This window comes from Phytohabitans rumicis (genome assembly GCF_011764445.1).
Lineage (GTDB): Bacteria > Actinomycetota > Actinomycetes > Mycobacteriales > Micromonosporaceae > Phytohabitans > Phytohabitans rumicis.
The window spans coordinates 248,221-272,562 of record NZ_BLPG01000001.1 but is presented as its reverse complement, the minus strand read 5'-3'; the positions used below and the strand labels follow the sequence as shown (position 1 = coordinate 272,562).

22 protein-coding genes are annotated in these 24,342 nt (G+C 72.5%); 12 read left to right on the top strand and 10 right to left on the bottom strand.

Going from position 1 to position 24,342, the window contains the following annotated elements; genetic code table 11:
* The first annotated feature begins 64 nt into the window (after positions 1–64).
* Genes Prum_RS01245 through Prum_RS01235 form a run of 3 tightly spaced genes read left to right on the top strand, consistent with a single transcriptional unit; the run spans position 65 to position 4,234 of the window.
* On the top strand, positions 65–1,525 hold the full coding sequence (locus Prum_RS01245) for a glycoside hydrolase family 62 protein (protein ID WP_173073208.1): 1,461 nt from the start codon (positions 65–67) through the stop codon (positions 1,523–1,525).
* A 16-nt stretch (positions 1,526–1,541) separates the two neighbouring features.
* On the top strand, positions 1,542–3,137 hold the full coding sequence (locus Prum_RS01240; RefSeq protein WP_246277568.1) for a glucuronyl esterase domain-containing protein: 1,596 nt from the start codon (positions 1,542–1,544) through the stop codon (positions 3,135–3,137).
* Positions 3,138–3,157: 20 nt separating this feature from the next.
* Positions 3,158–4,234 (top strand): cellulose binding domain-containing protein, encoded by a 1,077-nt coding sequence (locus Prum_RS01235; RefSeq protein ID WP_173073206.1) that lies wholly within the window; start codon positions 3,158–3,160, stop codon positions 4,232–4,234.
* Positions 4,235–4,240: 6 nt separating this feature from the next.
* Here Prum_RS01235 and Prum_RS01230 read toward each other — a convergent pair whose 3' ends face one another.
* The 3 genes from Prum_RS01230 to Prum_RS49045 are packed head-to-tail and all read right to left on the bottom strand — an operon-like array spanning position 4,241 to position 6,017.
* A complete protein-coding gene (locus Prum_RS01230) occupies positions 4,241–4,885 on the bottom strand; it encodes a maleylpyruvate isomerase family mycothiol-dependent enzyme (RefSeq protein ID WP_173073204.1) in 645 nt (214 codons plus the stop codon).
* Positions 4,882–5,688: a cupin domain-containing protein gene (locus Prum_RS01225; protein ID WP_218576939.1), complete on the bottom strand. Its 807-nt coding sequence runs from the start codon at positions 5,686–5,688 to the stop codon at positions 4,882–4,884. Before Prum_RS01225 ends, Prum_RS01230 begins: the two co-directional genes overlap by 4 nt.
* A complete protein-coding gene (locus Prum_RS49045; protein WP_218576938.1) occupies positions 5,688–6,017 on the bottom strand; it encodes a hypothetical protein in 330 nt (109 codons plus the stop codon). The genes Prum_RS01225 and Prum_RS49045 overlap by 1 nt, the downstream gene beginning before the upstream one ends.
* A gap of 73 nt (positions 6,018–6,090) precedes the next feature.
* Between Prum_RS49045 and Prum_RS01220 the strand changes: the two genes are divergently transcribed.
* Positions 6,091–6,672, top strand: a complete 582-nt coding sequence (locus Prum_RS01220; protein WP_218576937.1) for an IclR family transcriptional regulator — start codon at positions 6,091–6,093, stop codon at positions 6,670–6,672.
* The gene (locus tag Prum_RS49040; RefSeq protein ID WP_218576936.1) at positions 6,639–6,860 is read left to right on the top strand and encodes an IclR family transcriptional regulator domain-containing protein; all 222 of its coding nucleotides are present in this window, start codon (positions 6,639–6,641) and stop codon (positions 6,858–6,860) included. Before Prum_RS01220 ends, Prum_RS49040 begins: the two co-directional genes overlap by 34 nt.
* Before the next feature lie 190 nt (positions 6,861–7,050).
* Here the strand turns inward: Prum_RS49040 and Prum_RS01215 are convergent, their stop codons facing one another.
* Positions 7,051–7,758, bottom strand: coding sequence for a carbon-nitrogen hydrolase family protein (locus Prum_RS01215; protein WP_173073202.1), 708 nt, complete (start codon positions 7,756–7,758; stop codon positions 7,051–7,053).
* Between the two features lie 21 nt (positions 7,759–7,779).
* Between Prum_RS01215 and Prum_RS01210 the strand changes: the two genes are divergently transcribed.
* Positions 7,780–9,942 (top strand): prolyl oligopeptidase family serine peptidase, encoded by a 2,163-nt coding sequence (locus Prum_RS01210; protein WP_246277567.1) that lies wholly within the window; start codon positions 7,780–7,782, stop codon positions 9,940–9,942.
* Here Prum_RS01210 and Prum_RS01205 read toward each other — a convergent pair.
* Positions 9,847–13,161 (bottom strand): S8 family peptidase, encoded by a 3,315-nt coding sequence (locus Prum_RS01205; protein ID WP_173073200.1) that lies wholly within the window; start codon positions 13,159–13,161, stop codon positions 9,847–9,849. The genes Prum_RS01210 and Prum_RS01205 overlap by 96 nt on opposite strands.
* A 97-nt stretch (positions 13,162–13,258) precedes the next feature.
* Between Prum_RS01205 and Prum_RS01200 the strand changes: the two genes are divergently transcribed.
* Positions 13,259–14,206: a LysR family transcriptional regulator gene (locus tag Prum_RS01200; RefSeq protein ID WP_173073198.1), complete on the top strand. Its 948-nt coding sequence runs from the start codon at positions 13,259–13,261 to the stop codon at positions 14,204–14,206.
* A gap of 18 nt (positions 14,207–14,224) precedes the next feature.
* On the opposite strand, the gene Prum_RS01195 is transcribed toward Prum_RS01200, so the two are convergent.
* Both Prum_RS01195 and Prum_RS01190 read right to left on the bottom strand, forming a co-directional pair.
* Positions 14,225–14,839 (bottom strand): hypothetical protein, encoded by a 615-nt coding sequence (locus Prum_RS01195; protein WP_173073196.1) that lies wholly within the window; start codon positions 14,837–14,839, stop codon positions 14,225–14,227.
* Positions 14,840–14,868: 29 nt separating this feature from the next.
* Positions 14,869–15,846, bottom strand: a complete 978-nt coding sequence (locus tag Prum_RS01190; RefSeq protein WP_246277566.1) for an Lrp/AsnC family transcriptional regulator — start codon at positions 15,844–15,846, stop codon at positions 14,869–14,871.
* 85 nt (positions 15,847–15,931) lie between these two features.
* Between Prum_RS01190 and Prum_RS01185 the strand changes: the two genes are divergently transcribed.
* Both Prum_RS01185 and Prum_RS01180 read left to right on the top strand, forming a co-directional pair.
* Positions 15,932–17,437 (top strand): MFS transporter, encoded by a 1,506-nt coding sequence (locus Prum_RS01185; protein ID WP_173073193.1) that lies wholly within the window; start codon positions 15,932–15,934, stop codon positions 17,435–17,437.
* Between the two features lie 38 nt (positions 17,438–17,475).
* Positions 17,476–17,868: a hypothetical protein gene (locus Prum_RS01180; protein WP_173073191.1), complete on the top strand. Its 393-nt coding sequence runs from the start codon at positions 17,476–17,478 to the stop codon at positions 17,866–17,868.
* 5 nt (positions 17,869–17,873) lie between these two features.
* Here Prum_RS01180 and Prum_RS01175 read toward each other — a convergent pair whose 3' ends face one another.
* Positions 17,874–18,785: an oxidoreductase gene (locus tag Prum_RS01175; RefSeq protein WP_246277565.1), complete on the bottom strand. Its 912-nt coding sequence runs from the start codon at positions 18,783–18,785 to the stop codon at positions 17,874–17,876.
* 89 nt (positions 18,786–18,874) lie between these two features.
* Here Prum_RS01175 and Prum_RS01170 point away from each other — a divergent pair, with 89 nt between their 5' ends.
* From Prum_RS01170 to Prum_RS01160, 3 genes are all read left to right on the top strand, one after another.
* Complete coding sequence (locus Prum_RS01170) at positions 18,875–19,498, top strand: TetR/AcrR family transcriptional regulator (protein ID WP_218576935.1); 624 nt, start codon at positions 18,875–18,877, stop codon at positions 19,496–19,498.
* Positions 19,495–20,061: a dihydrofolate reductase family protein gene (locus Prum_RS01165; RefSeq protein ID WP_173073189.1), complete on the top strand. Its 567-nt coding sequence runs from the start codon at positions 19,495–19,497 to the stop codon at positions 20,059–20,061. The genes Prum_RS01170 and Prum_RS01165 overlap by 4 nt, the downstream gene beginning before the upstream one ends.
* A gap of 520 nt (positions 20,062–20,581) precedes the next feature.
* Positions 20,582–21,907 carry a DUF2254 domain-containing protein gene (locus Prum_RS01160; protein WP_218576934.1) on the top strand — a complete coding sequence of 442 codons (1,326 nt, stop codon included), beginning with the start codon at positions 20,582–20,584 and terminating at the stop codon, positions 21,905–21,907.
* Positions 21,908–21,914: 7 nt separating this feature from the next.
* Here the strand turns inward: Prum_RS01160 and Prum_RS01155 are convergent, their stop codons facing one another.
* Positions 21,915–22,922 (bottom strand): cytochrome d ubiquinol oxidase subunit II, encoded by a 1,008-nt coding sequence (locus Prum_RS01155; RefSeq protein ID WP_173073187.1) that lies wholly within the window; start codon positions 22,920–22,922, stop codon positions 21,915–21,917.
* The gene (locus Prum_RS01150; RefSeq protein WP_173073185.1) at positions 22,919–24,322 is read right to left on the bottom strand and encodes a cytochrome ubiquinol oxidase subunit I; all 1,404 of its coding nucleotides are present in this window, start codon (positions 24,320–24,322) and stop codon (positions 22,919–22,921) included. The genes Prum_RS01155 and Prum_RS01150 overlap by 4 nt, the downstream gene beginning before the upstream one ends.
* Positions 24,323–24,342: the final 20 nt, after the last annotated feature.

Below are 24,342 nucleotides of genomic sequence, written 5' to 3'. Positions count from 1 at the left end.
GCCTCGCCGACGGCGGTCTGGGCAGCCGCAGATTGTTCACGCTAACAGCGGAACGGAGACAGGAATGCCCCGGAAACGAATCACCTCGCTGCTGGCCGCCGGTGCGGCCGCCGTACTGGCGGTCACCGGCCTGACCGTGGCCACCGCGCAGGCGGCGGCCGGCTGCCGGGTCGCCTACACGATCAGCAGCCAATGGCAGGGCGGCTTCGGCGCCAACGTGGCCATCACCAACCTCGGCGACGCGGTCACCTCGTGGCGTCTGGTGTGGAGCTTCGGCGCAGGCCAGACCGTCACGCAGATGTGGAACGCGACCCCCACCCAGTCGGGTGCGCAGGTCACCGCCGTCAACATGTCGTACAACGGCAGCATCGCGACCAACGCGACGGTGTCGTTCGGGTTCAACGGCGCGTGGACGGGCAGCAACCCGGTGCCGACGGCGTTCACGCTCAACGGCACCGCGTGCACCGGCGGGGTGGTCAACCCCACCACCGGACCGCCCACGACCGCCCCGCCGACCAGCGCCCCGCCCACGTCGGCGCCGCCCACCACGCCGCCGCCCACGGGTAGCCTGCCGGCCAGTTACCGGTGGAGCTCCAGCGGCGTGCTGATCTCGCCGAAGTCGGACGCCACGCACAACATCGCCGGGATCAAGGACCCCTCGGTGGTGTACGCCAACGGCCGCTGGCACGTGTTCGCCTCGACCGCGAACTCCTCCGGCTACAACCTGGTGTACCTGAACTTCACCGACTGGGCACAGGCCGCCGCGGCCACCCACTACTACCTGGACCGCTCACCGATCGGCACCGGCTACCGGGCCGCACCCCAGGTGTTCTTCTTCGCGCCGCAGAACCTGTGGTACCTGGTCTACCAGAACGGCAACGCCGCGTACTCCACCAACACCGACATCAGCAACCCGAACGGCTGGACCGCGCCCCGGAACTTCTACTCCGGCATGCCCGCCATCATCCAGCAGAACATCGGCAGCGGTTACTGGGTCGACATGTGGGTCATCTGCGACACCGCCAACTGCTACCTGTTCTCCTCCGACGACAACGGGCACCTCTACCGGTCGCAGACCACGCTGGCGAACTTCCCCAACGGCTTCGACTCCAACACCGTCATCGCCATGCAGGACTCCAACCGCAACAACCTCTTCGAGGCCAGCAACGTCTACAAGGTCCAGGGCACCAACCTGTACCTGCTGCTCATCGAGGCCATCGGCTCCGACGGCAAGCGCTGGTTCCGCTCCTGGACGTCCACCAGCATCGCCGGTCCGTGGACCTCGCTGGCCAACACCGAAAGCAACCCGTTCGCCCGGGCCAACAACGTCACCTTCTCCGGCACCGCGTGGACCCGCGACATCAGCCACGGCGAGATGCTCCGCGCCGGCACCGACCAGACGCTGACGATCAGCCCCTGCAACATGCGCTACGTGTACCAGGGCCTCGATCCGGCCGCCGGCGGCGACTACAACAGCCTGCCCTGGCGGCTCGGCCTGCTCACCCAGACCAACTCCACCTGCTGAACGGGAGGGCAGCTCGATGACCAGCGTTACCCGTACCCGGCGCGGGCTCGTCCTGGGCCTGGCCGGCCTGCTCGCGGCGGCCGGTGCCGTCGCCGTCCTCGCCGCCGCGCCCATCACCGCCGGCGCCGCGGCCTGCCCCGCACTGCCCGGCTCGCTGCCCGAGGCGGGCGCACTGCCCGTCGTCAGCGAGCTGCCCGACCCCTTCAAGTTCTACGACGGTACGCGCCTGACGAGTTCCGCGGACTGGAACTGCCGCCGGGAGCAGCTGCGCGAACTGCTGCAGTACTACGAGTACGGGCACCTGCCGCCGGCACCGACCAGCGTCACCGGCACGCGCAACGGCAACACGCTGACCGTCACCGTGCAGGCGAACGGGCGGACCGCGTCGTTCAACGCGACACTGCGGCTGCCCAGCGGCAACGGTCCGTTCCCGGCCATCATCATGCTCAACCCGCTCGCCGCCACCGCCACCAACCGCGGGTACGCCGAGGTCAGCATCGACCCGAACAGCATCGCCTCGGACAGCACCGCCAAGACCGGCGCGTTCTGGACGGCCAACGGCACCACTGTGGACACCGGCGTGCTGATGGCCTGGGCCTGGGGCGTGCACCGCACCCTGGACGCCCTGGGCGCCGTACCGCAGATCGACGTCACCAAGGTCGGCGTGTCCGGCTACTCCCGCTACGGCAAGGCCGCCGTCGTGGCCGGCGCGTTCGACGACCGGATCGCGCTGACGGTCCCGGGCTCGGCCGGCACCGCGGGGATGGGCAACTACCGGTTCTTCTTCACCGGCGGCAGCAACGACGAGACGCTCAACGACATCCTCGGCGCGGCGTACTGGTTCACTCCGCGGTTCGCCACGTTCCGCAACCAGGCCACCCGGCTGCCGATCGACCAGAACTCGCTGGGCGCGCTGCTGGCGCCCCGGCCCCTGCTGATCACCAACGGCACCGAGGGTTCGGACATCCGGACCAATCCGCAGGGCACCGGCCTGAGCTACCGGGCCGCCCAGATGGTGTACCAGTATCTGGGCGCGCGGGACCGGATCGGGGTCGCCTACCGGTCGGGCGGCCATCAGATCGACATCAACGACTACAACGCGGTCATGGACTTCGCCGACAAGTACGTCAAGGGGCTGGCGGTCTCGCGCACGTTCGACACCGTGCCGTACCCGGCGCCGACGACGGCCCAGATCCCGTGGACCATCCCGTCCGGTGGCGGCCCCACCAGCGCACCGCCCACTTCGTCACCGCCCACCAGCGCGCCACCCACGAGCGCCCCACCCACGAGCGCACCGCCGACGACCTCCGCGCCGGTCGGCGCCTGCGGCGCCACGTACCGGACGGTCAACGCCTGGTCCGGTGGCTACCAGGGCGAGGTGACGGTCCGCGCCGGCACCGCGGCCATCAACGGCTGGACGGTCCGCTGGGCGCTGCCCGCCGGTACGACGATCAGCCAGCTGTGGAACGGCACGTACACCGTCTCGGGCGGCGCCGCGACGGTCCGCAACGCCACCTACAACGGCAGCCTCGCCGCGAACGCGAGCACCACGTTCGGGTTCCTCGGCACCGGCAGCCCGTCGACGCCGACCCTCACCTGCACCAGCCCGTGACCTGAGGAAGGAGCTATTTCATGAAACGACCAGGACGCCTCCTCGCGGTCGTCGCGGCCGCGGTCCTGCTGGCCGGCGCGGCGGTCTTCGCCTCCGGTACGGCCAGCGCCGAGTCGAACGGCGGGGTCCGCGTGATGCCGCTCGGCGACTCGATCACCGATGGGCTCAACGTGCCCGGCGGCTACCGGATCGGCCTCTGGCAGCGGCTCGTCGCGGGAAGCTACCGGGTGGACTTCGTCGGATCGCAGTTCAACGGGCCGGCCTCCCTCGGCGACCACGACCACCAGGGCCACTCGGGATGGACGATCGCCCAGATCGACGCGAACGTCGTCAACTGGCTGCGGGCCACGACACCCCGCACCGTGCTGCTGCACATCGGCACCAACGACATGTGGAGCGCCTCCGCCGGCGCGCCGAGCAGACTGTCCACATTGCTCGACCGCATCGCCAGCACCGCACCGGGGACCATCGTGTTCGTCGCGACGATCATCCCGCTGTCGGGTGCCGACTCCCAGGTGCGGACGTTCAACGCGGCGATCCCCGGGATCGTGCAGCAAAAGGTGAACGCCGGACAGCGCGTGCACCTGGTGGACATGTACAACGCGCTGACCACCGCCGACCTGGCCGACGGCGTACACCCGAACGCCGGCGGCTACGACAAGATGGCCGCCGTCTGGTACAACGCGCTGCGGTCGGTGCCGGACAGCCTCACCACCGGCACGCCACCGCCGACCACGCCGGCGACGTCCGCACCGCCGACGTCGTCGCCGCCGACCTCACCGCCGCCGTCGGGAGGCGCCTGCCTGGCCTCCTACCGGACGGTCAACGCGTGGAGCGGCGGCTTCCAGGCCGAGCTGACCGTGCGCAACAGCCGGACCACGCCGATCACCGGATGGACGGTCCGGATGACGCTGCCCGCCGGGCACGCCATCACCAACCTGTGGAACGGCGTCAACACCGGCACCAGCGGCGCGGTCAGCGTGCGAAACGCGGCGTACAACGGCACGATCGCCGGGGACGGCACCACGACGTTCGGCTACGTCGGCTCCGGGAACGGCGCTCTGGCGCCCAGCGGCGTCACCTGCACCAGCCCCTGACCCCGATCACAGCCATGGCGGCAGGGGCTCGGCGGGGGAGCCGTCGGTCGCGGTCACGCCGGTGTAGGGGCGGCCGGCCAGGTACGCGGTGACCTCCGCCGGGTCGCCGCGTACGGCCGGGACGGCATCCGCGCCACGCTTGGTGCGGATGTCGGCCCGGAGCTCGGCGAGGAACGGCTCCGGCAGGTCGGCGAACCGTACCCCGGTGCCCAGGTCGACCGCGTGCACCATGACCTCCCGGCCGCGCATCCACGGCGTCTCGCTCGCCGGGACGGTCCGCCCCTGGGCGGTGACCACCGACGCCCGCCACTGGTCCTCGGTCAGCGCGGCCATCGCGTCGGCCAGCGCCCGCGCGGACCGCTCGAACCACGCGGTGAGCCGGTCGGCGGGCAGCCGGGCGCCCGCCTCGATGGCCGCGCCGCGCTGCTCCGGCGAGCGGTACATCGGGGTCGGCTCCCCGGTGCGCGCCCAGTGCACGAGGTTGCCGATGGCCTCGGCGTTGCCGGCCAGGTGGGCGACGACGTGCTTGCGGGTCCAGCCGGGCAGCCGTGAGGGCGCGCCGTACGACGCCTCGTCGAGGCCGGCGGCGGCCGTACGGCACAGCGCGGTGCCCTCGGCGACCCAGGCCAGCGTCGTCGCCAGGTCCCTCACGCGGGTTCCTCGACGTGCGAGCGGAAGAGGTTGAGCTTGGCGAGGATGGGCGCGTCGCTGAACTGGAACAGGTCGAGCGCGCCGGAGTCGGAGTCGGACGCGGACGCCTCGGACCGGACCGACAGCGGCATCCAGGACGGGACGACGAACAGGTCGCCGCGCTGGACCGACCAGGACACGTCGCCCACGCGTACCCGGCCCGAACCGTCGAACACCTGGTAGACCGACGAGCCCGTCTCGCGGCGCGGGGCGGTCTCCGCGCCGCGCCGGACGCGGTGGAACTGCGCGCGGATGGTCGGCAGGACGTCCGCGGCGGTGGTGGGGTTGGTGTACCGCACGAGCGCGTGGCCGGGCTCGACGGTGCCGGGGTGGCCCTCGCGCTCCAGGTCGAGCTGGTCGGTCAGCGCGGCGTCGGTGTCCTCCCAGCGGTAGCGCAGCAGCGGGGTGCCCTCGATCGGCCGGAGCTGGGAGACCGGGGCCAGGCCCGGGTGACCCCAGAGGCGTTCCGCCCGGGACCGGTCGGGTGTGCTGTGCTCATGCTCGGACAGCCCGTCCCGGCCGAAGTCGAAGAACTGCGCCTCCACGTCGTACTGGAAGGGGATGTCGAGGCCGTCGATCCAGGCCATCGGCTCGTCGGCCGCGTTGTGGTGGGCGTGCCAGTTCATGCCGGCCTGCGGCAGGAAGTCACCGCGGCGCATCGGCACCGGGTCGCGCTCCACGACGGTCCACACGCCTTGGCCTTCGACGACGAACCGGAAGGCGTTCTGGGTGTGCCGGTGCTCGGGCGCGTCCTCGCCGGGCATCAGGTACTGGATGGCGGCCCACAGGGTCGCAGTGGCGTACGGCCTGCCCCCAGGCCCGGGTTGGCCAGCGCGATCGCGCGGCGTTCCCCGCCCCGCCCCACCGGAACGAGGTCGCCGGACCGGCTCGCCACGTCGAGCAGCGCCTTCCACTCCCACCGGTGCGGCTGCGCCTTGGAACGGGGGTGCTGCGGCATCAGGTCCCCGATCCGGGTCCACAGCGGCACCAGCAGGGCCTTCTCGAAACCGCGGTAGAGGTCCTCCAGCTCCGGCGTCACCGGCGGCTGATCGGGCCGGTCCTCGGCCGTCAGCCGGACAGGGGAGTCAGTCATACCAGCACCGTGCGCCGCCCCACCGCTCAGGAACAGTAGATTCTGTTCAGCGGAACAGCACCGGGAGAGTCACGTGGCCAAGCCGATGAAAAACCCGCCGGCATACGGCGTGACCAGCGCCGACCATGCGCTGCAGCTCGCGGTGATCCTGCAGGTCGAAGGCCCGCTCACGGTCTCCGCGGCGGCGGACCGGCTCGGCGTGGCCCGGTCCACCGCCCACCGGCTGCTCTCCACGCTGGTCTACCGGGACTTCGCGGTCCAGAACGAGGACCGCTCCTACCGGGTCGGCCCGGTCCTGGAGATCGCCGCCCAGACGCAGTCGAACGTCGGGGCCATCCGGGCCGCCGCGCTCGGCCCGCTGCGGGCGCTCGTCGACGCGCTCGACGAGACGGCGAACGTCAGCATCCGTACCGGCCGGACCGCGCGGTTCATCGCCTCGGTCGAGTGCTCGCAGGCGCTGCGGGTGGGCAACCGCGAGGGCATGGTCTTCCCCGCACACCTGGTGACCGGCGGCCTGGTCCTGCTGGCCGCCCTCACCGACGACGAACTGGCCGCGCTCTACGCGCCCGCCCCACGGACGGGTCCGAGGAACGCCCGGACCTGGCCCAGCTGCGCACCGAGTTGCGTGCCATCCGGCGTAGCGGAGTCGCGCTGAACCTGGAGCGTTCCGAGCGCGGCGTGGTGGCCGTCGGTCGCGGTGTGACGGACGCGAACGGCGAGACGGTCGCCGCCGTGTCCGTGTCCATGCCCAGCGTGCGCCACTCCGCGCGCCGGATGACCGAGGTCGTGGCGGCCCTGACCACCGCGGCTCAGTCGATCTCCGCCACCCTCTCCGCCCCGTAGACCGCCTCGCCGTCCGCCCACCCCGCCCGCGCCGCCCGCGCCGCGCACCTCGCCCGCGTCGTCGATCAAGGACTTCCTCGCCGATCAAGGGCAAACGGTCGTGGATCGGAGATCAAAGCGCGGCCGTTTGCCCTTGATCGACGCGAAAATCCTTGATCGACGCGCGGCGCGAGGTGCGGCGCGCGAGGGGTTAGGGGGTCAGGAGTGCGTGGATGACGTGGCCGGGCTCGGGGCCGGCTTGCGCTAGTGTCCGGCCGTCGGGGGCCCATATCGCCGAGCCGCCGGCCGCCTGGTCGAAGCCGCCGCCGGTGGACCCCGCGTAGCTCGCGGTGGCCACCCAGACGCCGTGGTCGGCGATGACGCGCTGCGCCCGCTCGACCGGCACGTGCGCTTGGCTGGCGTGGTCGAGGACGGCGGCGACGTAGACGTCCATGCCCAGGGCCGCGGTGGCGGCGTCGTGCTCCGCGAAGCGGGTGTCGCGACAGATGGCCAGGCCCAGCCGCCAGCCGTCGACCTCGAGCACCGCGGGCCCGTCGCCGGGACTGAACCGCTCCTCGGACTCGTGTACGTACACCTTCCGGTACACCACCTGGGCACCGTCGCCGCCGACGGCGAGCATCGCGATGTGCTCGCGCCCCGACCCGTCCTCGACCGGAGCGCCCACCAGCGCCGTCGCCCCGGTCTCGGCGCACGCCCGGACGATCGGCGCCAGCCGAGCGTCGTCGCCGGCGACCGCGGGTGCGTCCAGCTCGTACCCGGTCAGGGAGAGCTCGGGGAAGACCACGACCCGCGCCCGCGCCGTCCGGACCGCGTCGGCGTGCGCGACCGCGTTCGCGGCGACGTCGTACGCGATGGTCCGGGGCTGGGCGACGGCGATGACGAGCGGCTGGCGAGGCACGCCCAATACTGGCACGCGGCCTTGGCAAAGCCGCACCCAGCCGCGATCATCGGGGTACCGAACGAGCCCGGAGGTGCTGCGCTGGACGAGGACGCGGACGACCCGTACCTCTGGCTTGAGGACCTGGACCTGGCCGCCGCCGTGCGGTGGGTCGCGGACCGCAACACGCAGACCCTGACCACGCTGGCCGACGAGGGCTTCGCCCAGATGAGGGACGCGATCCGCGAGGTGCTCGACAGCAAGGACCGGATCCCCTACCCAGGCTGGCGCGGCGACGGCTTCTACTACGACTTCTGGCAGGACGCCGACCATCCGAGAGGGCTGTGGCGGCGCACCACCCTGGACCAGTACCGCCGCGATGAACCCGAGTGGGACGTCCTGCTCGACGTCGACGCGCTGAACCAGGCCGAAGGCGCGAACTGGGTGTGGAGCGGCGCGACGATCCTGCGCCCCGGCTACGACCGATGCCTGATCAGGCTCTCGCGTGGCGGCGCCGACGCCGTGGTGGTACGCGAGTTCGACCTGCGCGGCCGCGTCTTCGTCGAGGGAGGATTCGCGCTGACCGAGGCGAAGAGCGCCGTCGGCTGGATCGACGCCGATCACATCTACGTCGCGACCGACTTCGGGCCCGGCTCCTTGACCTCCTCCGGTTACCCGCGCATCGTCAAGCGGTGGCGGCGCGGCACCCCGCTGTCCGCGGCGGAACTGGTCTACGCGGGGCAGGCCGGCGACGTTTCGGTCGGCGCCCACCACGACCCGACACCCGGCTACGAGCGCGATTTCGTCGGTCGATACCTGGATTTCTACCGCAGCGAACAGTATCTGCGTGGCCCGGGCGGCGACCTGGTCAGGATCGACGTGCCGGACGACGCCGACTGCGATGTGCACCACGACTGGTTGCTGATCCGCCTCCGGTCGTCGTGGACGGTCGGCGACGCGACGCATCCGGCCGGCGCCCTGCTGGCGGCTCCGTTCGGTGCGTACCTTGACGGCAGGCGCGACCTCACCGTCCTGTTCCGGCCCGACGACAGCACGTCGCTCAGCTCCTATACGTGGACGCGCAACCACCTGATTCTCGTGGTGCTCTCCGACGTCAAGACGCGCGTGCGCGTACTTACCCCGGACGGGTTGGGCTGGCGCCAACGGCCGTTGCCCGGCGCCACCGACGTCGACCACACCTCGATCGTCGACACCGACCCCGACAACGGCGACGCGTACCTGGTCTCCACCACCGGGTTCCTCCAGCCGGCGGCCCTCCGCCTCGGGGTCGTCGGCGGCGAGGTCGAGGTACTCAAGCGGGAGCCGGCATTCTTCGACGCGGACGGCATGGCGGTGCGGCAGTTCTTCGCCACCTCCACCGACGGCACCCGCGTGCCGTACTTCGTCGTCGGCGCGGCCGCCGCCGGGCCTACGCTGCTCACCGGGTACGGCGGCTTCGAGATCTCCCAGACGCCGCACTACAGCGGGGTCATCGGGCGCGGCTGGCTCGCCCGCGGCGGCACCTACGCCGTGGCGAACATCCGTGGCGGCGGCGAATACGGTCCCGCCTGGCACCGGGCCGGGCAGCGGGAGCACCGGATCACGGCGTACGAGGACTTCGCGGCGGTCGCCGCCGACCTGGTGGCACGGGGGATCACGACCCCGGCCCAGCTCGGCATCGAGGGCGGCAGCAATGGCGGGCTGCTGATGGGCGTCATGCTGACCCGCTACCCCGCACTGTTCGGGGCGGTCGTCGCCAGGGTGCCGCTGTTCGACATGCGCCGATACACCCGGCTTCTCGCCGGCGCGTCGTGGATCGCGGAGTACGGGGATCCCGACGACGAGGCCGATTGGGCGTACCTGCGCGAGTATTCGCCGTACCACAACGTCCGACCGGATCAGCCGTACCCGCCAGCCTTGTTCATCACCTCGACCCGCGACGACCGTGTCCATCCTGGACACGCCCGCAAGATGGCGGCTCTGCTGCGCCGCCACGGCTACGACGTGTCCTATTACGAGAACGTGGAGGGCGGGCACGGCGCGGCCGCGGACAACGAGCAGACCGCCACCATCTGGGCGCTGGCCTTCGCGTTCCTCTGGCGCACGCTCTCACCGTCCATAGTGGCCGGGCGCGAGCCGGTACGCGTGCAGGACGGTGAGCTGGGCGGTGCTGCCGTCGGCGAAGGCGGCCTGGCCACGCAGTGAGACGTACCCGCTGGCGGGGTGGCGCAGCGTGCCCCGCCAGGAGTCGGCGCCGTCCCGCCGGAGCCGGACCGGCCGCCAGGAGGCGCCGTCGTCGTACGAGACCTCGACGGTGATCCGCCGCACGGCGGGTGCCGCCGAGCCCGGCTGCCGCTGTAGCCGTACCGGGAGCGGGAAGGCGACAACGCCGGGGGCGGCATTGTCGAGGTTCAGTTCGGGCCGGAAGTCGAACGCCGCCAGCGGCAGGTACGTCGGCGCGTCCGCGCCCACCTCGCTGGACCGGAACGTCCACGAGCCGCTGACGGCGGTGCCGTTCTCGAACCCGGCCGCGCCGCCCCGGGTCGTCTCGTACTCCAGCCGGTACTCCGACTCGGCCGGCGGCACCGCGCCGCGGGCGTCGTAGAAGTACCGGGGGATCTCGACCAGCTTCTGGCCGTCCCGGTAGAAGGCCATCCGGCCGGTGTCCAGCAGCGAGTACCCGGTGTTGCCGGCCTGGTCGCCGAACGGCGGCAGGTTGAAGGCGATGGTGTTGCCTTGACGCCACAGGAACGTGCGGTTGGGGAACCGGGGCCCGGTCACCCCCTCCTGCCACTCGGCCACGTATCTCCTGCCAGGCCGGTAGGTGACCGAGCGCCCCCACTCCTGCTGCTCGGCCTGGCCGAGGGCGTTGAGCTGCCACATGTTGTTCTGCCACACCACGTCGTCCGCCGTGTAGTAGACGGTGCGGACGCCGGGGACCGTGAAGCGGAGCGGGCCGGACAGCGCGCTGCCGCCCTCCGGCGGGAAGCCGAAGTTCTGCATCAGGCCGGTCCGAACGCCGGACGCCACCGCGTGGTACCGCTGGGTCACCGCCGCGAGGTCCTTGCGCTTCACCGTACGGCTGAAGTCGGTCAGGAACCGTCCACGTTGGAACCACACGAGGTCGTACTCGTAGGGCGAGTCGAAGAACGTGCCGTCCGCACCCGGGTCGGCGAAGAACGCCCGCACCTCCGCGGTCAGCGCACCCGCACCGGCCGGCACGGTGCCGCCCAGGTCGGCGGTGAAGAGCTTGCCGAGCGAGCTGTTGGTGATGCGGGTGGTCAGGCCGTACCCGGACGGCAGGGCGCGGAAGAAGCCCGCGCTGGACCACCGGGTCCGCGCCGACGCGTCCGGCACCGTCACCGAGACGGGGGTGCCGCGCCGGGCGTCCAGGGTGAGCACGCCGTCGTCGCCGCCGACCGTGAGGACCGGCAGCGTCAGGAGCGTGGAGCTGCCGTCGGACGGGGTGATGACGGTGGCCTGCACGTGGTACCGGCCGGCGCGCAGGTTGGCCGTCAGCGTGCCGGAGGCGTGGTACGGCGACTGGAAGACCTGGAAGTCGACGCCCACCAGGTTCAGCGCGTAGTTGGTCGCCGGTGCGCCGTCGCGGTCGATCAGGTGGACGGTCAGCCGGCGGGACTCGTGGCCCTTGCCGACGGTGAACGGCACCCGCACCGCGACGCCGGAGCCGCCGGCGGCGACCAGCGCGCCGTTGAACAGACCGGTGGCGCTCGGCACCCGGGTGTCCGCCGCGAGCGTGACCTGCGCGGTGCCGCCGGCGGCCACGGTGACCTGGCTGGGCGTCGCGGTGAACATGCCGGCCGGGGCGGGGGTGCCGTCCGGCGCGGTGGCGGACGCCGCCACGTCCAGCGTCACGGCCGCCGGGCCGGCGTTGCGGTACGTGACGGTCTTCGTCACGGGTACGTCGTCGTCCGCGGGCCACGGCTGGGCGCCGAGCGCCAGGCTGGTGGGGCTGGGCAGCACCGCCTGGCCGATGGCGCGGGCCACGTCGATCCGCCCGGCGCCCTGCCCGTAGGTGCCGATCGCCGGGTTCGGCTTCGCCGACGCCATCAGCGCCGCCTTCAGCTCGCCCGCCGTCCACTCTGGATGCTGCTGGGCGAGCAGCGCGGCCGCGCCGGTCACGTGCGGCGTGGCCATCGACGTGCCGTTGAGCTGTGTGTACCCGGGCTCGTACGTCGGGTACGCGCTGTTCTTGGCGAGTGCGGCGACGATGCCGACCCCGGGGGCGCTGACGTCCGGCTTGACCGCGCCGTCGAGGCGCGGCCCCCGGTTGGAGAAGCTCGCCAGGTTGTCCTGCTTGTCGACCGCGCCGACGGCGAGCGCCGCGTCGGCGGTGGCCGGCGACCCGACGTACGTGTCCCGCCCGTCGTTGCCGGCCGCCGCGACGACCAGCACGCCTGTCTGAGCGGTCAGTCGGTTGACCGCCGCCTCCAGCGGGTCGTCGCCGGCGGTGTCCGGGCCGCCCAGGCTCAGGTTGATCACCTTGGCGCGCGGCGCCGCCCATTCGAGGCCGGCCAGGATCGCCGACTCCGGGCAGGAGCGGTCCGGGCAGACCTTGCCGACGAGCAGCGACGCGCCGGGTGCCACACCGCGGTACCGCCCGCCGGACTTCGCCCCGCTACCGACCACTGTGGACGCTACGTGCGTGCCGTGCCCGAGCGTGTCGTCGGTGTCGGCCGCGTCGGTGAAGTTGCGCGCCTCCACGATCTTTCCCGCGAAGTCCGGGTGGGTGGCGTCGATGCCGGTGTCGAGTACGGCCACCGTGACGCCGGCGCCGTCGTACCCGGCCTGCCACGCCGCCGGAGCGCCGATCTGCGGGACGCTGGCGTCCAGGCTCAGCTCGCGCTTGCCGTCCAGCCAGATCTTCGCCACCCCGCTGACCGGGCGCCGCTGGGTGCCGGGCCCGGTGGTCAGACCGGACCAGAACGCGGTGGCCCGGGCCTTGCCGACCCGCACGGCCGCGCCGCGCACGCTGCCGAGGGTACGCGTCACGCGTGGCTGCCCGGCCGCGCGCACCTTCGCGGCGCCGGTCGCCGCGTCGGCGTACCCGATGATGAGCGGTAGCTCGGCGGCGGCCGTGTCGCCGTAGCCGGCCTGGACCAGGCCGGTGATGTCGAACAGGCGGCGGTCGGCCTCGCCGGCGGAGACCATGCGCAGCGCGTCGTTCGGCACGACGAACTGGCGTCCGTCCTCTGTGTACTGGCTGAAACCGACGCTCTCGCGCCCGGCGGCCGGCTCGATCGCGACGTTCGCGCCGGAGAGGTGGACGCGATCGCCGGTGATCAGCGTGACCCACTGGCCGGGCCCCGCGGCGGGAGTGGCCGCCGTCCACGCGGCGGTGGCCGGCGTCGCGGCCGCCGCCGGGCCCGCGACCGCGGCGCTCGCGGCCAACAGGACGGACATGAGGGCGTACGCTGTGCCGCGGCGCGTTCGAGACATAGAGCGACTCTTGCCTCGTCGCGATCTTCCGGGTACTCCCAATCACCCATAACATCACGCTATGGATCTTGACGTGCGGCATCTGCGGGTGGTGGGCGCGATCGCCGAGCACGGCAGCATCAGCAAGGCCGCCGCTGCCCTCGGCTACACGCAGCCCGCGCTGACCGCCCAGCTCCAGCGGATCGAACGGTCGGTGGGCGGCGCCCTCTTCGTCCGCGACGGCAGCGGCGCCCGGCCCACGGCGCTCGGCACCCTGGTGACGTCGCATTCGCTGGCCATCCTTGCCTCGCACGAGGAGCTGATGCGCGACGTACGCCGGCGCGGGCCCGATGACGCGGACCTGACCGCCGTGCGGCTCGGCTCGGTGCCCGGCCCGCTGACCGCGACGCTGATGACGGCCGTCCGCGAGCTGCTGCCCGAGGCGGAGGTCTCGTTGCACGTCAACGAGTCCGAAGAGGAATTGCTGGAACTGCTGGCCGAGGGGCGGCTGGAGTTCGGACTGGGCACCGACTACCCCGGGTACGACCTGCCGCTGCGCGCCGACCTGAGCCACGCGGTGCTGGCCGTCGAGCCGGTCTTCGTGCTGCTGGCGCAGTCGCATCCGCTCGCCGGCCAGGAGGAGGTGCCGCTGGAGGAGCTGGCCGGCGAGCAGTGGTTCACCGGCGAGGGCAAGGATCAGCGGATGCGCCGCCAGTTCCGCGACGCCTGCCGGCGCGCCGGTTTCATCCCGCGCCGGGTGCAGCGGATGAACAGCGCCGTCATCTTCCCCCTTATCGGCCAGGGGCACGCGGTGTCGCTCGCGCACGCGCTCACCCCCGAACGGGCGAACGTGGTGGCCCGGCCGCTGTCGGGTGACCCCATGTGGGTGCGCCAGCGGCTCGTCTGGCCATCGTGGAGCCCGCTCGCCGGACACGCCTCGCAGTTGCGGGACGCGCTCACCGCGGCGTACCAGAGCCTGGCGTGCAAGTCCCCTGTGTACAGTGCCTGGCTCAGCCGCCGGGGAGGGTGAACACGGCGAACGGCGGCCTCAGCCCGGGGGCGTGGGTTGGAGGCTCGCGGCGGCCTCCTCGGCCGCGGCACGGGTTGGCGCGGCGTGCCCGTGGCGCGCCTGCGCGGTGATCACGAGCAGCCGGTCCTCGCCGAAGCGAACCGTCCAGTGGCCCTGCCACCACGGCTCGCCGTCGTGTTCGTAGGCCAGCTCCAGCACCGTGGCGCCGCCGTTCGCGGCACGGCGGTCCAGGACCTTCTGCCCGGGTCCGACGAGGGCGCCGGGGTCGGCGAGCCGCTGGCTCGGGACCGGGCCCTGCGGGTAGATCGTCGCCTCGCCCGGCCCGCGCAGGTAGAACGGCGTGTGGTCGTCGGGATCCTGCGACGACTCGACGGTGAAGCCGGCCGGCCAGCGCACACCGAATATCGACGTCTCGACCAGCCAATAGTCGTGCTCCGGTCCGGCCTCGACGCCGACCGCGTCGCCTCCCGCGACCGACTGGCCGGGCCGGATCATGGCCTGGCGGGGACCGTCCGCGGTCCACCGAGTCACCCGCACCGCGTCAGAACCATCCTGAGGGCGCTCTAACGCGTACGGCCAGTGCGGCATCAGCACCACGCCGTAACCGGCCAGCCGTGCGAAGACATGTCCCACGTTGCCGCAGCGTAGTGCACTGCCGCCGATCAGGGGACGAGGAGCGTGCCGGCGCCCTTCACCCGCCGTACGATCGGCGCCGTCTCCGCCCGCGATACGCCGTCGAGCGAGCCGATGCCGTCGGCGAGGTACTCGTACAGCTCGTCCAGGTCGCGGCAGATCACCGAGCCCGCGATGTTGGCCGGCCCGGTGATGGCCGCGGCGTAGCCGATCTGCGGATGGGCGGCCAGCGCGCGGCTCACGGCGGTCAGCGCGGCCGGCGCGACGGTGAGCCACAGCGCGGCCTCGGCGGTGTGGCCGAACAGCGCCGGCTCGACGTCCACGTCGAAGTAGATCACGTTGCCCCGGCGCAGCTGCTCGATGCGGCGCCGGACGGTCGTCTCCGACCAGCCGGTGGCGGCGGCGAGGGCGGGGTTGCTGGCGCGGCCGTCCTTGGCCAGCGCGGTGAGCAGCTGGTTGTCGGCGGTGCTGAGGGTGACCGGCTCGCCGGGTGGCGTGGCCGCCTCCGGCTCCGGGCTCAGGGCGGCGACCTGGTCGGGGTCGAGCGCGGCGGTGCGGCCGGGCCAGCCGCTGGTGCCGGCCACCGCCCGCAGTACGCAGTGCGCGGTGACGGCCGTGACGCGCGGCGTGCGGGGCAGCTTCTGCAGCAACAGCTCGCTCTCGTCGGCGTGCGCCCGGGTCCGGGTGATGCAGTTGATCTCGGTGCCGCCGGACAGCAGGGTGACCCAGGAGGTGTCCGCGCGGCGGGCCAGCGCGGCGGCCACGGGCACGGCGGCGTCCGGGGTGCACCGCATGCGCACCAGCCAGTCCACGTGGCCGAGCGCGGCCGCGTGCGGCAGGCCGACCACGCGCAGCGCGCCGGCCGAGCGCAGCCGCCGGTAGCGCCGGGCGATCGTGCGGTCGGACGTGCCGAGCACGGCGGCGATCTGGCTGAACGGCGCCCGACCGTCCACCTGCAACGCGTGGGCGAGCTGCCGGTCGAGCGCGTCGAGTGTGAGTGGATCCACCACGAAACCGTAGCAGCGTGTCGGAATGCGCCACGTCCGCCGCGGTTGGCGCCGCCTGGCCAGGGTACGGGGCACGCTGCGAACCATGCGCAAATGGTTGCCGTTGCTCGCGGTCTCGCTGAGCACGTTCATGCTGCTGGTCGACCTGACCATCGTCACCATCGCCGCGCCGGACCTGGCGCAGGAGCTGCACTCGTCGTTCACCGCGCTGCAGTGGACCGTCGACCTCTACGTACTCGTGCTGGCCGCCCTCCTCATGGCCGCCGGATCCCTGTCGGACCGGCTCGGCCACCGGCGCGTGTTCGTCGCCGGCCTGGTCGTCTTCGCGCTCGCCTCGCTGGCCTGCGGGCTGGCGCCGAACACCGGCGTGCTCATCGCCGCCCGCGGGGTGCAGGGCGTCGGCGCCGCCGCGATGTACGCCACCAACGCGGCACTGCTCGCCGTCACGTACGCCGGGCGGGACCGCTCGGTGGCGTTCGGCGTGTGGGGTGCCGCGAACGGCGCGGCGGCCGCCGCCGGGCCGATCCTCGGCGGGCTGCTGACCCAGCACGTGGGCTGGCGATCGATCTTCCTGGTCAACCTGCCGGTCGCGGTGGCTGCCGTGGTGCTGGCCCGGGTGGCCATCCCCGGCGGGCGCGGCTCGGCCGCCAGGCGGATCGACATGCCCGGCGTGGCGAGCTTCACGGTCGCCGCGACGCTGGCCGTGTACGGCCTCATCCGCGCCGGGGACGCGGGCTGGACCGACCCGGTGACGATCGCGGTGCTGGCCGGCGGCGCGGCGGCGACCGCCGTCTTCCTGCTGCTGGAACGGCACCGCGCCGAACCGATGCTCGACCTGACGCTGTTCCGCCGGCCGGCGTTCGCCGTGCTCATGTTCGGCGCCGCGGCGCTGACCGCGGCGGCCTTCGCCAACCTGGTGTTCGTCTCGCTGTGGGCGCAGTCGGTGCTCGGCCTCGGTGCGATGAGCGCCGGGCTGGTGCTGGCACCGCTGGCGGTGGTCGCGTTCGTGGTCGCCGGTGCCGGCGGCCGGCTGCTGCACGCCGTCCCGCCGCGCCACACCATCGGGTGGGGACTCCTGCTCATCGCCGCCGGGACCGCGCTGTGCACGCTCGTCGGCCCGGACTCGGGCTGGCACGCGCTCGTACCCGGGCTGTGCGTCACCGGCGTCGGGGTCGGCCTGAGCACGCCGGTGCTGGCCTCCGCCGCGCTGGCCGTCGCGCCACCGGAACGCGCCGGCATGACCAACGGCGCGTCGAACACGTTCCGCCAACTCGGCTACGCCCTGGCCCTGCCAGTCTTCGCGACCGTGGTCACCGGCCAGGCCCGGGACGTGCTCTCCGGCAGCGGCGGCATCGCCGACCCGGCGGAGACGGCCAAGCGGCTCACCGGCGGCGGGTACGGCGGCCTGCTGGGGCAGGCGCCCGCCGAGGTGCTGCGCACCGCCTACGCGGCGGGCCTCGACCGGATCTTCCTGTTCAGCGCCGTCCTGGCCGCGGTCGCCGGGGTCGCGGTCCTGGTGCTGCTGCGCCCGCGGGCCGCCGCCCCGGAAGTGCGGGAGCCGGAGGTTGTAGGTTTCCTTCAGTCTCGTTAGGCTGACGGAACATTACCTACGTGCCTGGGGAGGCTGACGTGCGTGCGGTCCGGCAGATCATCACGGCGGGGGCAGTGATCGCGGGAATGCTGATGGGCGGCGGCGCGGCGGCCGCGTCGCCGTCGGCCACCTCCTGTGCGCTGACCGTCGGCAACGTCGGCTACAGCGCCGGCATGTTCTACGCCGGGGGCCGGCTCAGCGGCGACTGCTACGGCCAGGTGACCGTCGACCTGCAACTGTCGTCGACGGCCGCCGGCCCGTTCAGCACGGTGGAGACGGCGGTGACGTACCCGCTGAACCCCGACGCGCAAGGCGGGACGGCCTGGTTCCTGGAGGCGTACAACACCTACGGCTGCGGGTTCTACTACCGGGCGGTGGGCACGTACGCCGACCTGACCGCCACGTCGCCCCTGGCCCAGCGCCCCTGCTGACCCGGCTACGCCGCCATCTTTGAAAGGCGGTACCGGACGCCGGTGAGCTGTTCGGAGAGCTGCCACAGCCGGTGGGCGGTGGCGGTGTCGTGGATGGCGGGTTCGTGGTCGCGTCGGGCGGGCTCCCCGCGCAGTTGGAACGGTCCGCTCGGCGCGATGTAGCTGCCCCCGGGTACGTCGGGAACGGTAGCGGCGTACAGCGACGTCTTGGCGCCCTCGGCGGTGGGGCGGAAGGCGTACCGGACGAGCAGTCGGGTCAGGGTGTTGTAGAGCGTGCCGCGGGTGCTGTTGGCTCCGCCGGTGAGGACGTTGGTGCGGGTGAGGCCCGGGGCGACGGCGATGCTGCGCAGTGGGTGGCCGGCCGCGTCGACGCGGCGTTGCAGCTCGACGGCGAAGTAGAGGTTGGCGCGCTTGGACTGGACGTAGGCGAACAGGGCGCGGTAGCGGCGTTCGGCGTTCAGGTTGTTCAGATCGAAGCGCGCGAACCGCTGTCCTTCGCTGCTGACGGTGACCACGCGCGGGCCGGGTGCGGCGAGCAACGCGGGCATCAACAGGCCGGTGAGGGCGAAGGTCCCCAGGTGGTTGATGCCGAACTGGGACTCGAAGCCGTCGGCGGTGCGGGCGAACGGCACCATCGCCACACCGGCGTTGTTGACGAGCAGGTCCAGCCGGTCGTGGTCCCACGCGGCCCCGAACGCGCGGATGGACGCCAGGTCGGCGAGGTCGAGTGCGCGCAGTTCGGCTCGGGCGCCGGGTGCTTCGGTGCGGAGCCGGTCCAGCGCTTGCCGGCCGCGTTCGCGGTCGCGGCAGGCCAGGATGACGTGCGCGCCGCGGCGGGCGAGCTCCCGGGCGGTGACGTAGCCGATGCCGCTGTTGGCGCCGGTCACCACAACGATGCGGCCGGATTGGTCGGTCACGGTGATCCCTCCTGTTATCGCAACTCGGAGTTGCGATAGGCTTCAGCGTGTCAGAGGAGATCAGGTCAACGCAACTTGGAGTTGCAATAATGTCGGGTCCGGTCGGGCGCGGGGCGAAGGTGCGAGCGGCCGTCCATGCCGCGACGCTGGCCGAACTGGTGGACAAGGGGTACGCGGAGCTGACCGTGGACGCGGTGGCCCAGCGAGCGGGCGTGCACAAGACGACGGTCTACCGGCGGTGGAACGACCGCCAGAGCCTCGTCGTCGACGCGCTCGCCGAGCACTTCGCCGCCGACATCCCCACGCCGGACACCGGCGCGCTCGAAACCGACCTGCGGGCCCTCGCCCGCGCGCTCGTCGACAGCATGGCCGGTCCGGTCGGCACCGCCGTGCAGGCCGCGATGCACTCCGACGCCGGGCGCCTGCCGGAGATCGCCGAGGCCCGGCAACGGATCTTCGCCGACCGGTTCCGGCGCGCCGAGCCGGTCGTCAGCCGCGCCATCGAACGCGGTGAGCTCCCCGTCGGAACAGACCCGGCCGAGGTGTTCAAAGCCCTCGCGGCGCCGATCTACTACCGGCTGCTGGTCATCGCGGAACCGGTCGACCAGACAACCGCCGACCTGGCCGCCCGGATCGCCCTCGCCGCCGCCCGTGCCGGCGCGCTGATCTCACCGATCGCGACCCGCAACCAGACAGCAGGGAGACGGCAATGAGCGACACCGAGCCGCAGACCGCGGGCGGAAAGGTGCTCTGGCACTTCACGATGTCCCTGGACGGATTCGTGGCCGGGCCGCACCACGAGATGGACTGGATGAGCGGGGTGTCGGCCCGTCCGGGCCTGGCCGCGGAGTACGTGGAGACCACGGGCGCCGTGCTGGGCGGTCGGAGCGGTTGGGACGCCTTCCCGGACCCCAGCGCCGTGTACGGCGGCGACTGGGAAGGACCCATCTTCGTGCTCACCCACCACCCCGAAGACGCGACGCCCACCGAGCGGGTCACGTTCCTGAACTGCGACCCGGCCGAGGCCGTGCGGATCGCGCTGGCGGCGGCCGGTGGCAAGAACCTCGAGGTGTTCTCGCCGACCATCGGCGCCCAACTCCTCGAACGGGGACTGATCGACGAGATCGACCTGCACATCGCGCCGGTCCTGCTCGGCGAGGGCATCCGCCTGTACGACAGCCCCGGCAGCACGCCGATCCGCCTGCACCGGGTCGGCGCCGACCCCACGTCGGTCGTCAACGTCCGCTACCGACCCACCAACGTCGTAGGCACTTGAGGCTGCGGATCTCGGACCACGCCGCTAGATCGGCGCCAGCCTGCGGTGATCATGAGGTTGGCGTTGGAGAGAGCGCTTGCCCGGACGCTAACTTCATGATCACCGCGGTGATCGGGCTGCCGTCCGAGTGGTCCGGGGGGGGGGAACGGGCCCGCCGTCTCAGCCATTCTCGTGTAGATCTGCTGCCCGTACGTGCGCCGTGATCGTGGCGAGTGGTTGCCCCTGGGCGGGCAATTGGTCGACACAGTCGCCGCGTCTCTGCGCGATGGCGGCGGCGCGGCGCCCAGTAGAGGCCCCTCTTGGGGCGAGGCCCGCGCGGCCCACCCGCGCGCCGGGGCGCGTGCGCCCGGCCCACCCGGCGTCGATCAAGGATTTCCGCGTCGATCAAGGGCAGACGGCCGTGGTTTAGAGATCAAAGCACGGCCATTCGCCCTTGATCGACGGCAAAGGGGCCCGGGACGGGCGTGATCACCCGGTGGGGGTGATCACGGCGGGGCGGGGCGGGCCGTACGGTCCGCGCGTGTCTGTACGCGAAGCGGTCCCCGTACGCGAGGTGGTTGTGGCCCGCGAGCCCGTGCTGTCCTGGGCGCGCGGGTTCCGGCTGCGCCAGGCGCTCAAGGGGAGCCTGTGGTTCGTCCCGTTGCTGGGTGGCGTGCTCGGGGTGCTGCTCGCCCAGGTCGACGCGTGGCGGCGGCCGGGGGTGCCGGCGAGTTGGCAGTTCTCGGCCGACACGGCCAGCGGCGTCTTGACGGTCATCATCTCCGCGATGGTCGGGCTGTTCGGGTTCGTGGTGACCATCGGGGTGCTCGTCGTGCAGATGGCCACCGGCACGCTGTCGCCCCGGTTCATGCGGCTGTGGTACCGGGATCGGCTGCAGAAGCTGGTGCTCGCATTCTTCGTCGGCACGATCGCGTTCGCGTTCTCGCTGCTGCGCCGCGTCAGCGAGGACGCGGTGCCGAGCATCGGCGTGTACGTCGCCGGCGTGGCCTTCGGCCTCAGCCTGCTGTTGCTGCTGCTGTACCTCAACCGGTTCGCGCACAGCCTGCGTCCGGTCGGGGTTGGCACGCTGGTCGCCCGCCAGGGGCGCGAGGAGTTGCGCAAGGCCACCGAGACGCGGCTTCGGGTCACCCGCTCGGCCAACCCGGTGCGGGGCCGGTCGCCGGTCGCGCTGGTCGGCGTCCCGCGCAGCGGCGCCATCCAGGCGATCAACGTGCGGCGGCTGCTCGCCGAGGCGGTACGGGCGGACTGCGTGCTGGCGCTGCACTGCTCGATCGGTGACTTCGTCCGCCCGGGGGAGGCGGTCGTCGGCGTCTACTCCGACGGCGGGACGCCCAACACCGCCGCGATCGCCGGCGCGGTCGCCCTCGGCGACGAACGCTCCATCGAGGACGATCCGGCCTTCGCCATGCGGATCCTGGTCGACATCGCCATCCGGGCGCTGTCGCCGGCGGTCAACGACCCGACCACGGCGGTGCAGATGATCAACCACATCGAGGTGTTGTTGTACGAGCTCGCCCCGTACCTGGACGGGACGGACCACGTCGTGGTCGCGGACGAGCGCGGCACGGTCCGCGTGGTCGCGCCCACCCGGACCTTCGCGGACTACCTCGGGCTCGCGATGACCGAGATCCGGGAGTACGGCGGGGGAGCGGTGCAGGTGTGCCGGCGCCTCACCTCGGTGCTGCACTCGCTGCTGCCGGTCGTACCCCCGGGATGCCGGCCGGTGGTGGAGGCGGAGCTGGCCGCGCTGGGGCGGACCATCGCGGCGCGCTTTCCCGACGCGGAGACCCGGGCGTTCGCCGGGCGGGACGACCGGCAGGGCATCGGCGGCCCGCACGCCGCCTAAGGGCAGGTCAGCCGTCGTCCTCGCCGAGGGCGCCGCGCTGGTCCAGCGCGTACAGCAGGAGCAGGGCGGGGCCGATGACCAGCAGCGCCACGACGAACCAGGCCAGCAGCCAGCGCTGGGTCACCTCGGCGCCGGCGCCGTCCTCGATGGTGAGCTGGAACGGCAGCAGGTACGGGTACTGGGCGACGCCCCAGGTCCAGACCAGGGCGGCGACCCCGGCGGCGGCGGTGATCCGGGTGCCGCGGGCCGCCCCGCGCCCGGCGAGCAGGAACGTGGCGGCCAGGCCGAACACGCCGACCACCACCAGCGGCCAGGACCGGTCCATGACGCGGTCGAACATCTCCCGCTCGTCCGCCCGCAGCGCCACGAGCGCGGCGACGCCGAGCACCAGGCCGGCCGCGCCGGCCGCGCCGGCGCGTACCCGGAAGTAATGCCGCAGCGCGACCAGGTCGCGCCGATGGGCCTCCAGCACCAGATAGCTGGCGGACAGGAACGCGCCCATCGCGAGGGCGAGCAGGCCGACGGCGATGGACGTGGGGTTCAACCAGCTCGTCAGCTGGTCGCCGACCCCTTCGCTGGGGACGCGGGCGGTCATGACGCCGCCCAGCGCGGCGCCCAGGCAGAACGGCGTGAGCAGCGACCCGATGCCGAACAGCCAGCCGGACAGGTGCCGGGCGCCGGCCCGGGCGGCGTCCTTGCGCAGCGCGAAGTTGGCGCCGCGCAGCACGATGCCGAGCGCGGCCAGCGACAGCGGTATGAAAAGGGTGCTCATCAGGGAGCCGAACGCCAGCCCGAAGCCGGTCCAGCAGGTCACCAGGAGGAAGACGAGCCAGACGTGGTTGGCCTCCCAGATCGGGGTCAGCGCCGTGTCGATGAGCGCCCGCGGCCGGCTGCCCCGCGCCCGGCCGCCGGCGAGCAGGTCCCAGAGCCCGGCGCCGTAGTCGGCCAGGCCGGTGCACGCGTAGATGGTCACCGCGATCACCAGGATCACGGCGGTGCCGTCGGCGGCGGTCATCTCGGCCCCGGCTCGGCGGGCTCGGGGGCCGCCGGTCGGGGCCCGTACGGCACGGCGGCGTCCGCGACGTCCTGCCGGCGCCAGCGGCGGCTCATGGCGCGCAGGACGGCGACGGTGCCGGCGGCCAGCACCGCGTAGAGCACCAGGACGACGGTGAAGCTGACCCACACGCCGTCGGCCTGGGTGACCGCGTCGGAGGTGCGCTCGACCTCGTACACGATCCAGGGCTGCCGGCCCACCTCGGTGACGATCCAGCCCGCCTCGATGGCCACGTACGTCAACGCCCCGGCCGCCGAGGCCGTCCACAGGAACAGCTTCGACCTCGGCACGTCCCGGCGCCGCCAGTACGCGATGGCGAACCAGGCGACCAGGAGCACCAGCAGGCTGGCGATGCCCACCATGATGTCGAAGCACCAGTGCACGATGTCCACGTTGGACGGTCGGTCCTGCGGTGCCACCGTGTCGAGCCCGGTCACGTTGGTGTCCCGGCTGCCGCCGGTGAGGATCGAGTTGAGGCCGGGTATCCGGATGCCGCCGGAGACCGTGTTGGTCTGCTCGTCGTACCGGCCGAACAGGATCTCGGGCTGGTCCGGCCCGGACTCGGTGACCACCTCCATGGCCGCGAACTTGGTCGGCTGGTTGTTGGCCAGCCAGCGGGCGATGGAGTCGCCGACGGCGAACTGCGCCGGGGTGGCGATCGCGGCGACCGTGAACGGGATGAGGATGCCGAGCCGGTGGTAGCGGTCCCGGCGGCCGCGCAGCCAGCCCACGACGTAGATCGAGGCGACGGTGAAGCCGGCCGCCATGTACGCGGCGAGGACGAAGTGGGCCATCTCCAGCGGGAGTGCTTTGTTGAAGATCGCGTCGATCGGGTCGATGTCGACCAGTTGGCCGTTGCTGTCGACGGTGAACCCCTCCGGCGTGTTCATCCACGCGTTGGCGGAAATGATGGAGAAGGCGCCGACGAGCGCCACGAAGGGGATCGGCACGCCCAGCCAGAAGTGCGTCCAGCCGCGCAGGCGCTGCCAGCCGTAGATGTAGACGGCCACCAGGATGGCCTCCAGGAAGAACGCGACCCCCTCGATGGCGAACGGCAGGCCGAACACGTCGCCGTACTTGCGGGTCAACCCCGGCCAGAGCAACCCCATCTCGAACGACAGGACGGTGCCGGACACCGCGCCGACGGCGAACGTCAGGCCGGCCGCGTGCGACCAGCGGCGCGCGAGCGTCAGCGCCACGCTGTCGCCGTGCCGCAGGCCCTTGTAGTTCGCGATCAGCATGATCGCGGGCAGGGCGACGCCCATCGGCACCAGGATGATGTGGAACATCAGCGTGAACGCCATCTGCGAACGCGCCGGCAGCAGCTGCGCCGGCTCCGCCGCCCAGATCAAGTCCCCCATAGTCATGCCAGCGTCGCGCC

Coding starts and splice junctions, on each gene's coding strand:
- Prum_RS01170 (WP_218576935.1), top strand. CDS start 18,875: ATGTCGGGTCCGGTCGGGCGCGGGGCGAAGGTGCGAGCGGCCGTCCAT.
- Prum_RS01155 (WP_173073187.1), bottom strand. CDS start 22,922: ATGACCGCCGCCGACGGCACCGCCGTGATCCTGGTGATCGCGGTGACC.
- Prum_RS01200 (WP_173073198.1), top strand. CDS start 13,259: ATGGATCTTGACGTGCGGCATCTGCGGGTGGTGGGCGCGATCGCCGAG.
- Prum_RS49045 (WP_218576938.1), bottom strand. CDS start 6,017: ATGACTGACTCCCCTGTCCGGCTGACGGCCGAGGACCGGCCCGATCAG.
- Prum_RS01245 (WP_173073208.1), top strand. CDS start 65: ATGCCCCGGAAACGAATCACCTCGCTGCTGGCCGCCGGTGCGGCCGCC.
- Prum_RS01165 (WP_173073189.1), top strand. CDS start 19,495: ATGAGCGACACCGAGCCGCAGACCGCGGGCGGAAAGGTGCTCTGGCAC.
- Prum_RS01150 (WP_173073185.1), bottom strand. CDS start 24,322: ATGGGGGACTTGATCTGGGCGGCGGAGCCGGCGCAGCTGCTGCCGGCG.
- Prum_RS01225 (WP_218576939.1), bottom strand. CDS start 5,688: ATGCCCGGCGAGGACGCGCCCGAGCACCGGCACACCCAGAACGCCTTC.
- Prum_RS01240 (WP_246277568.1), top strand. CDS start 1,542: ATGACCAGCGTTACCCGTACCCGGCGCGGGCTCGTCCTGGGCCTGGCC.
- Prum_RS01205 (WP_173073200.1), bottom strand. CDS start 13,161: ATGTCCGTCCTGTTGGCCGCGAGCGCCGCGGTCGCGGGCCCGGCGGCG.
- Prum_RS01235 (WP_173073206.1), top strand. CDS start 3,158: ATGAAACGACCAGGACGCCTCCTCGCGGTCGTCGCGGCCGCGGTCCTG.
- Prum_RS01185 (WP_173073193.1), top strand. CDS start 15,932: ATGCGCAAATGGTTGCCGTTGCTCGCGGTCTCGCTGAGCACGTTCATG.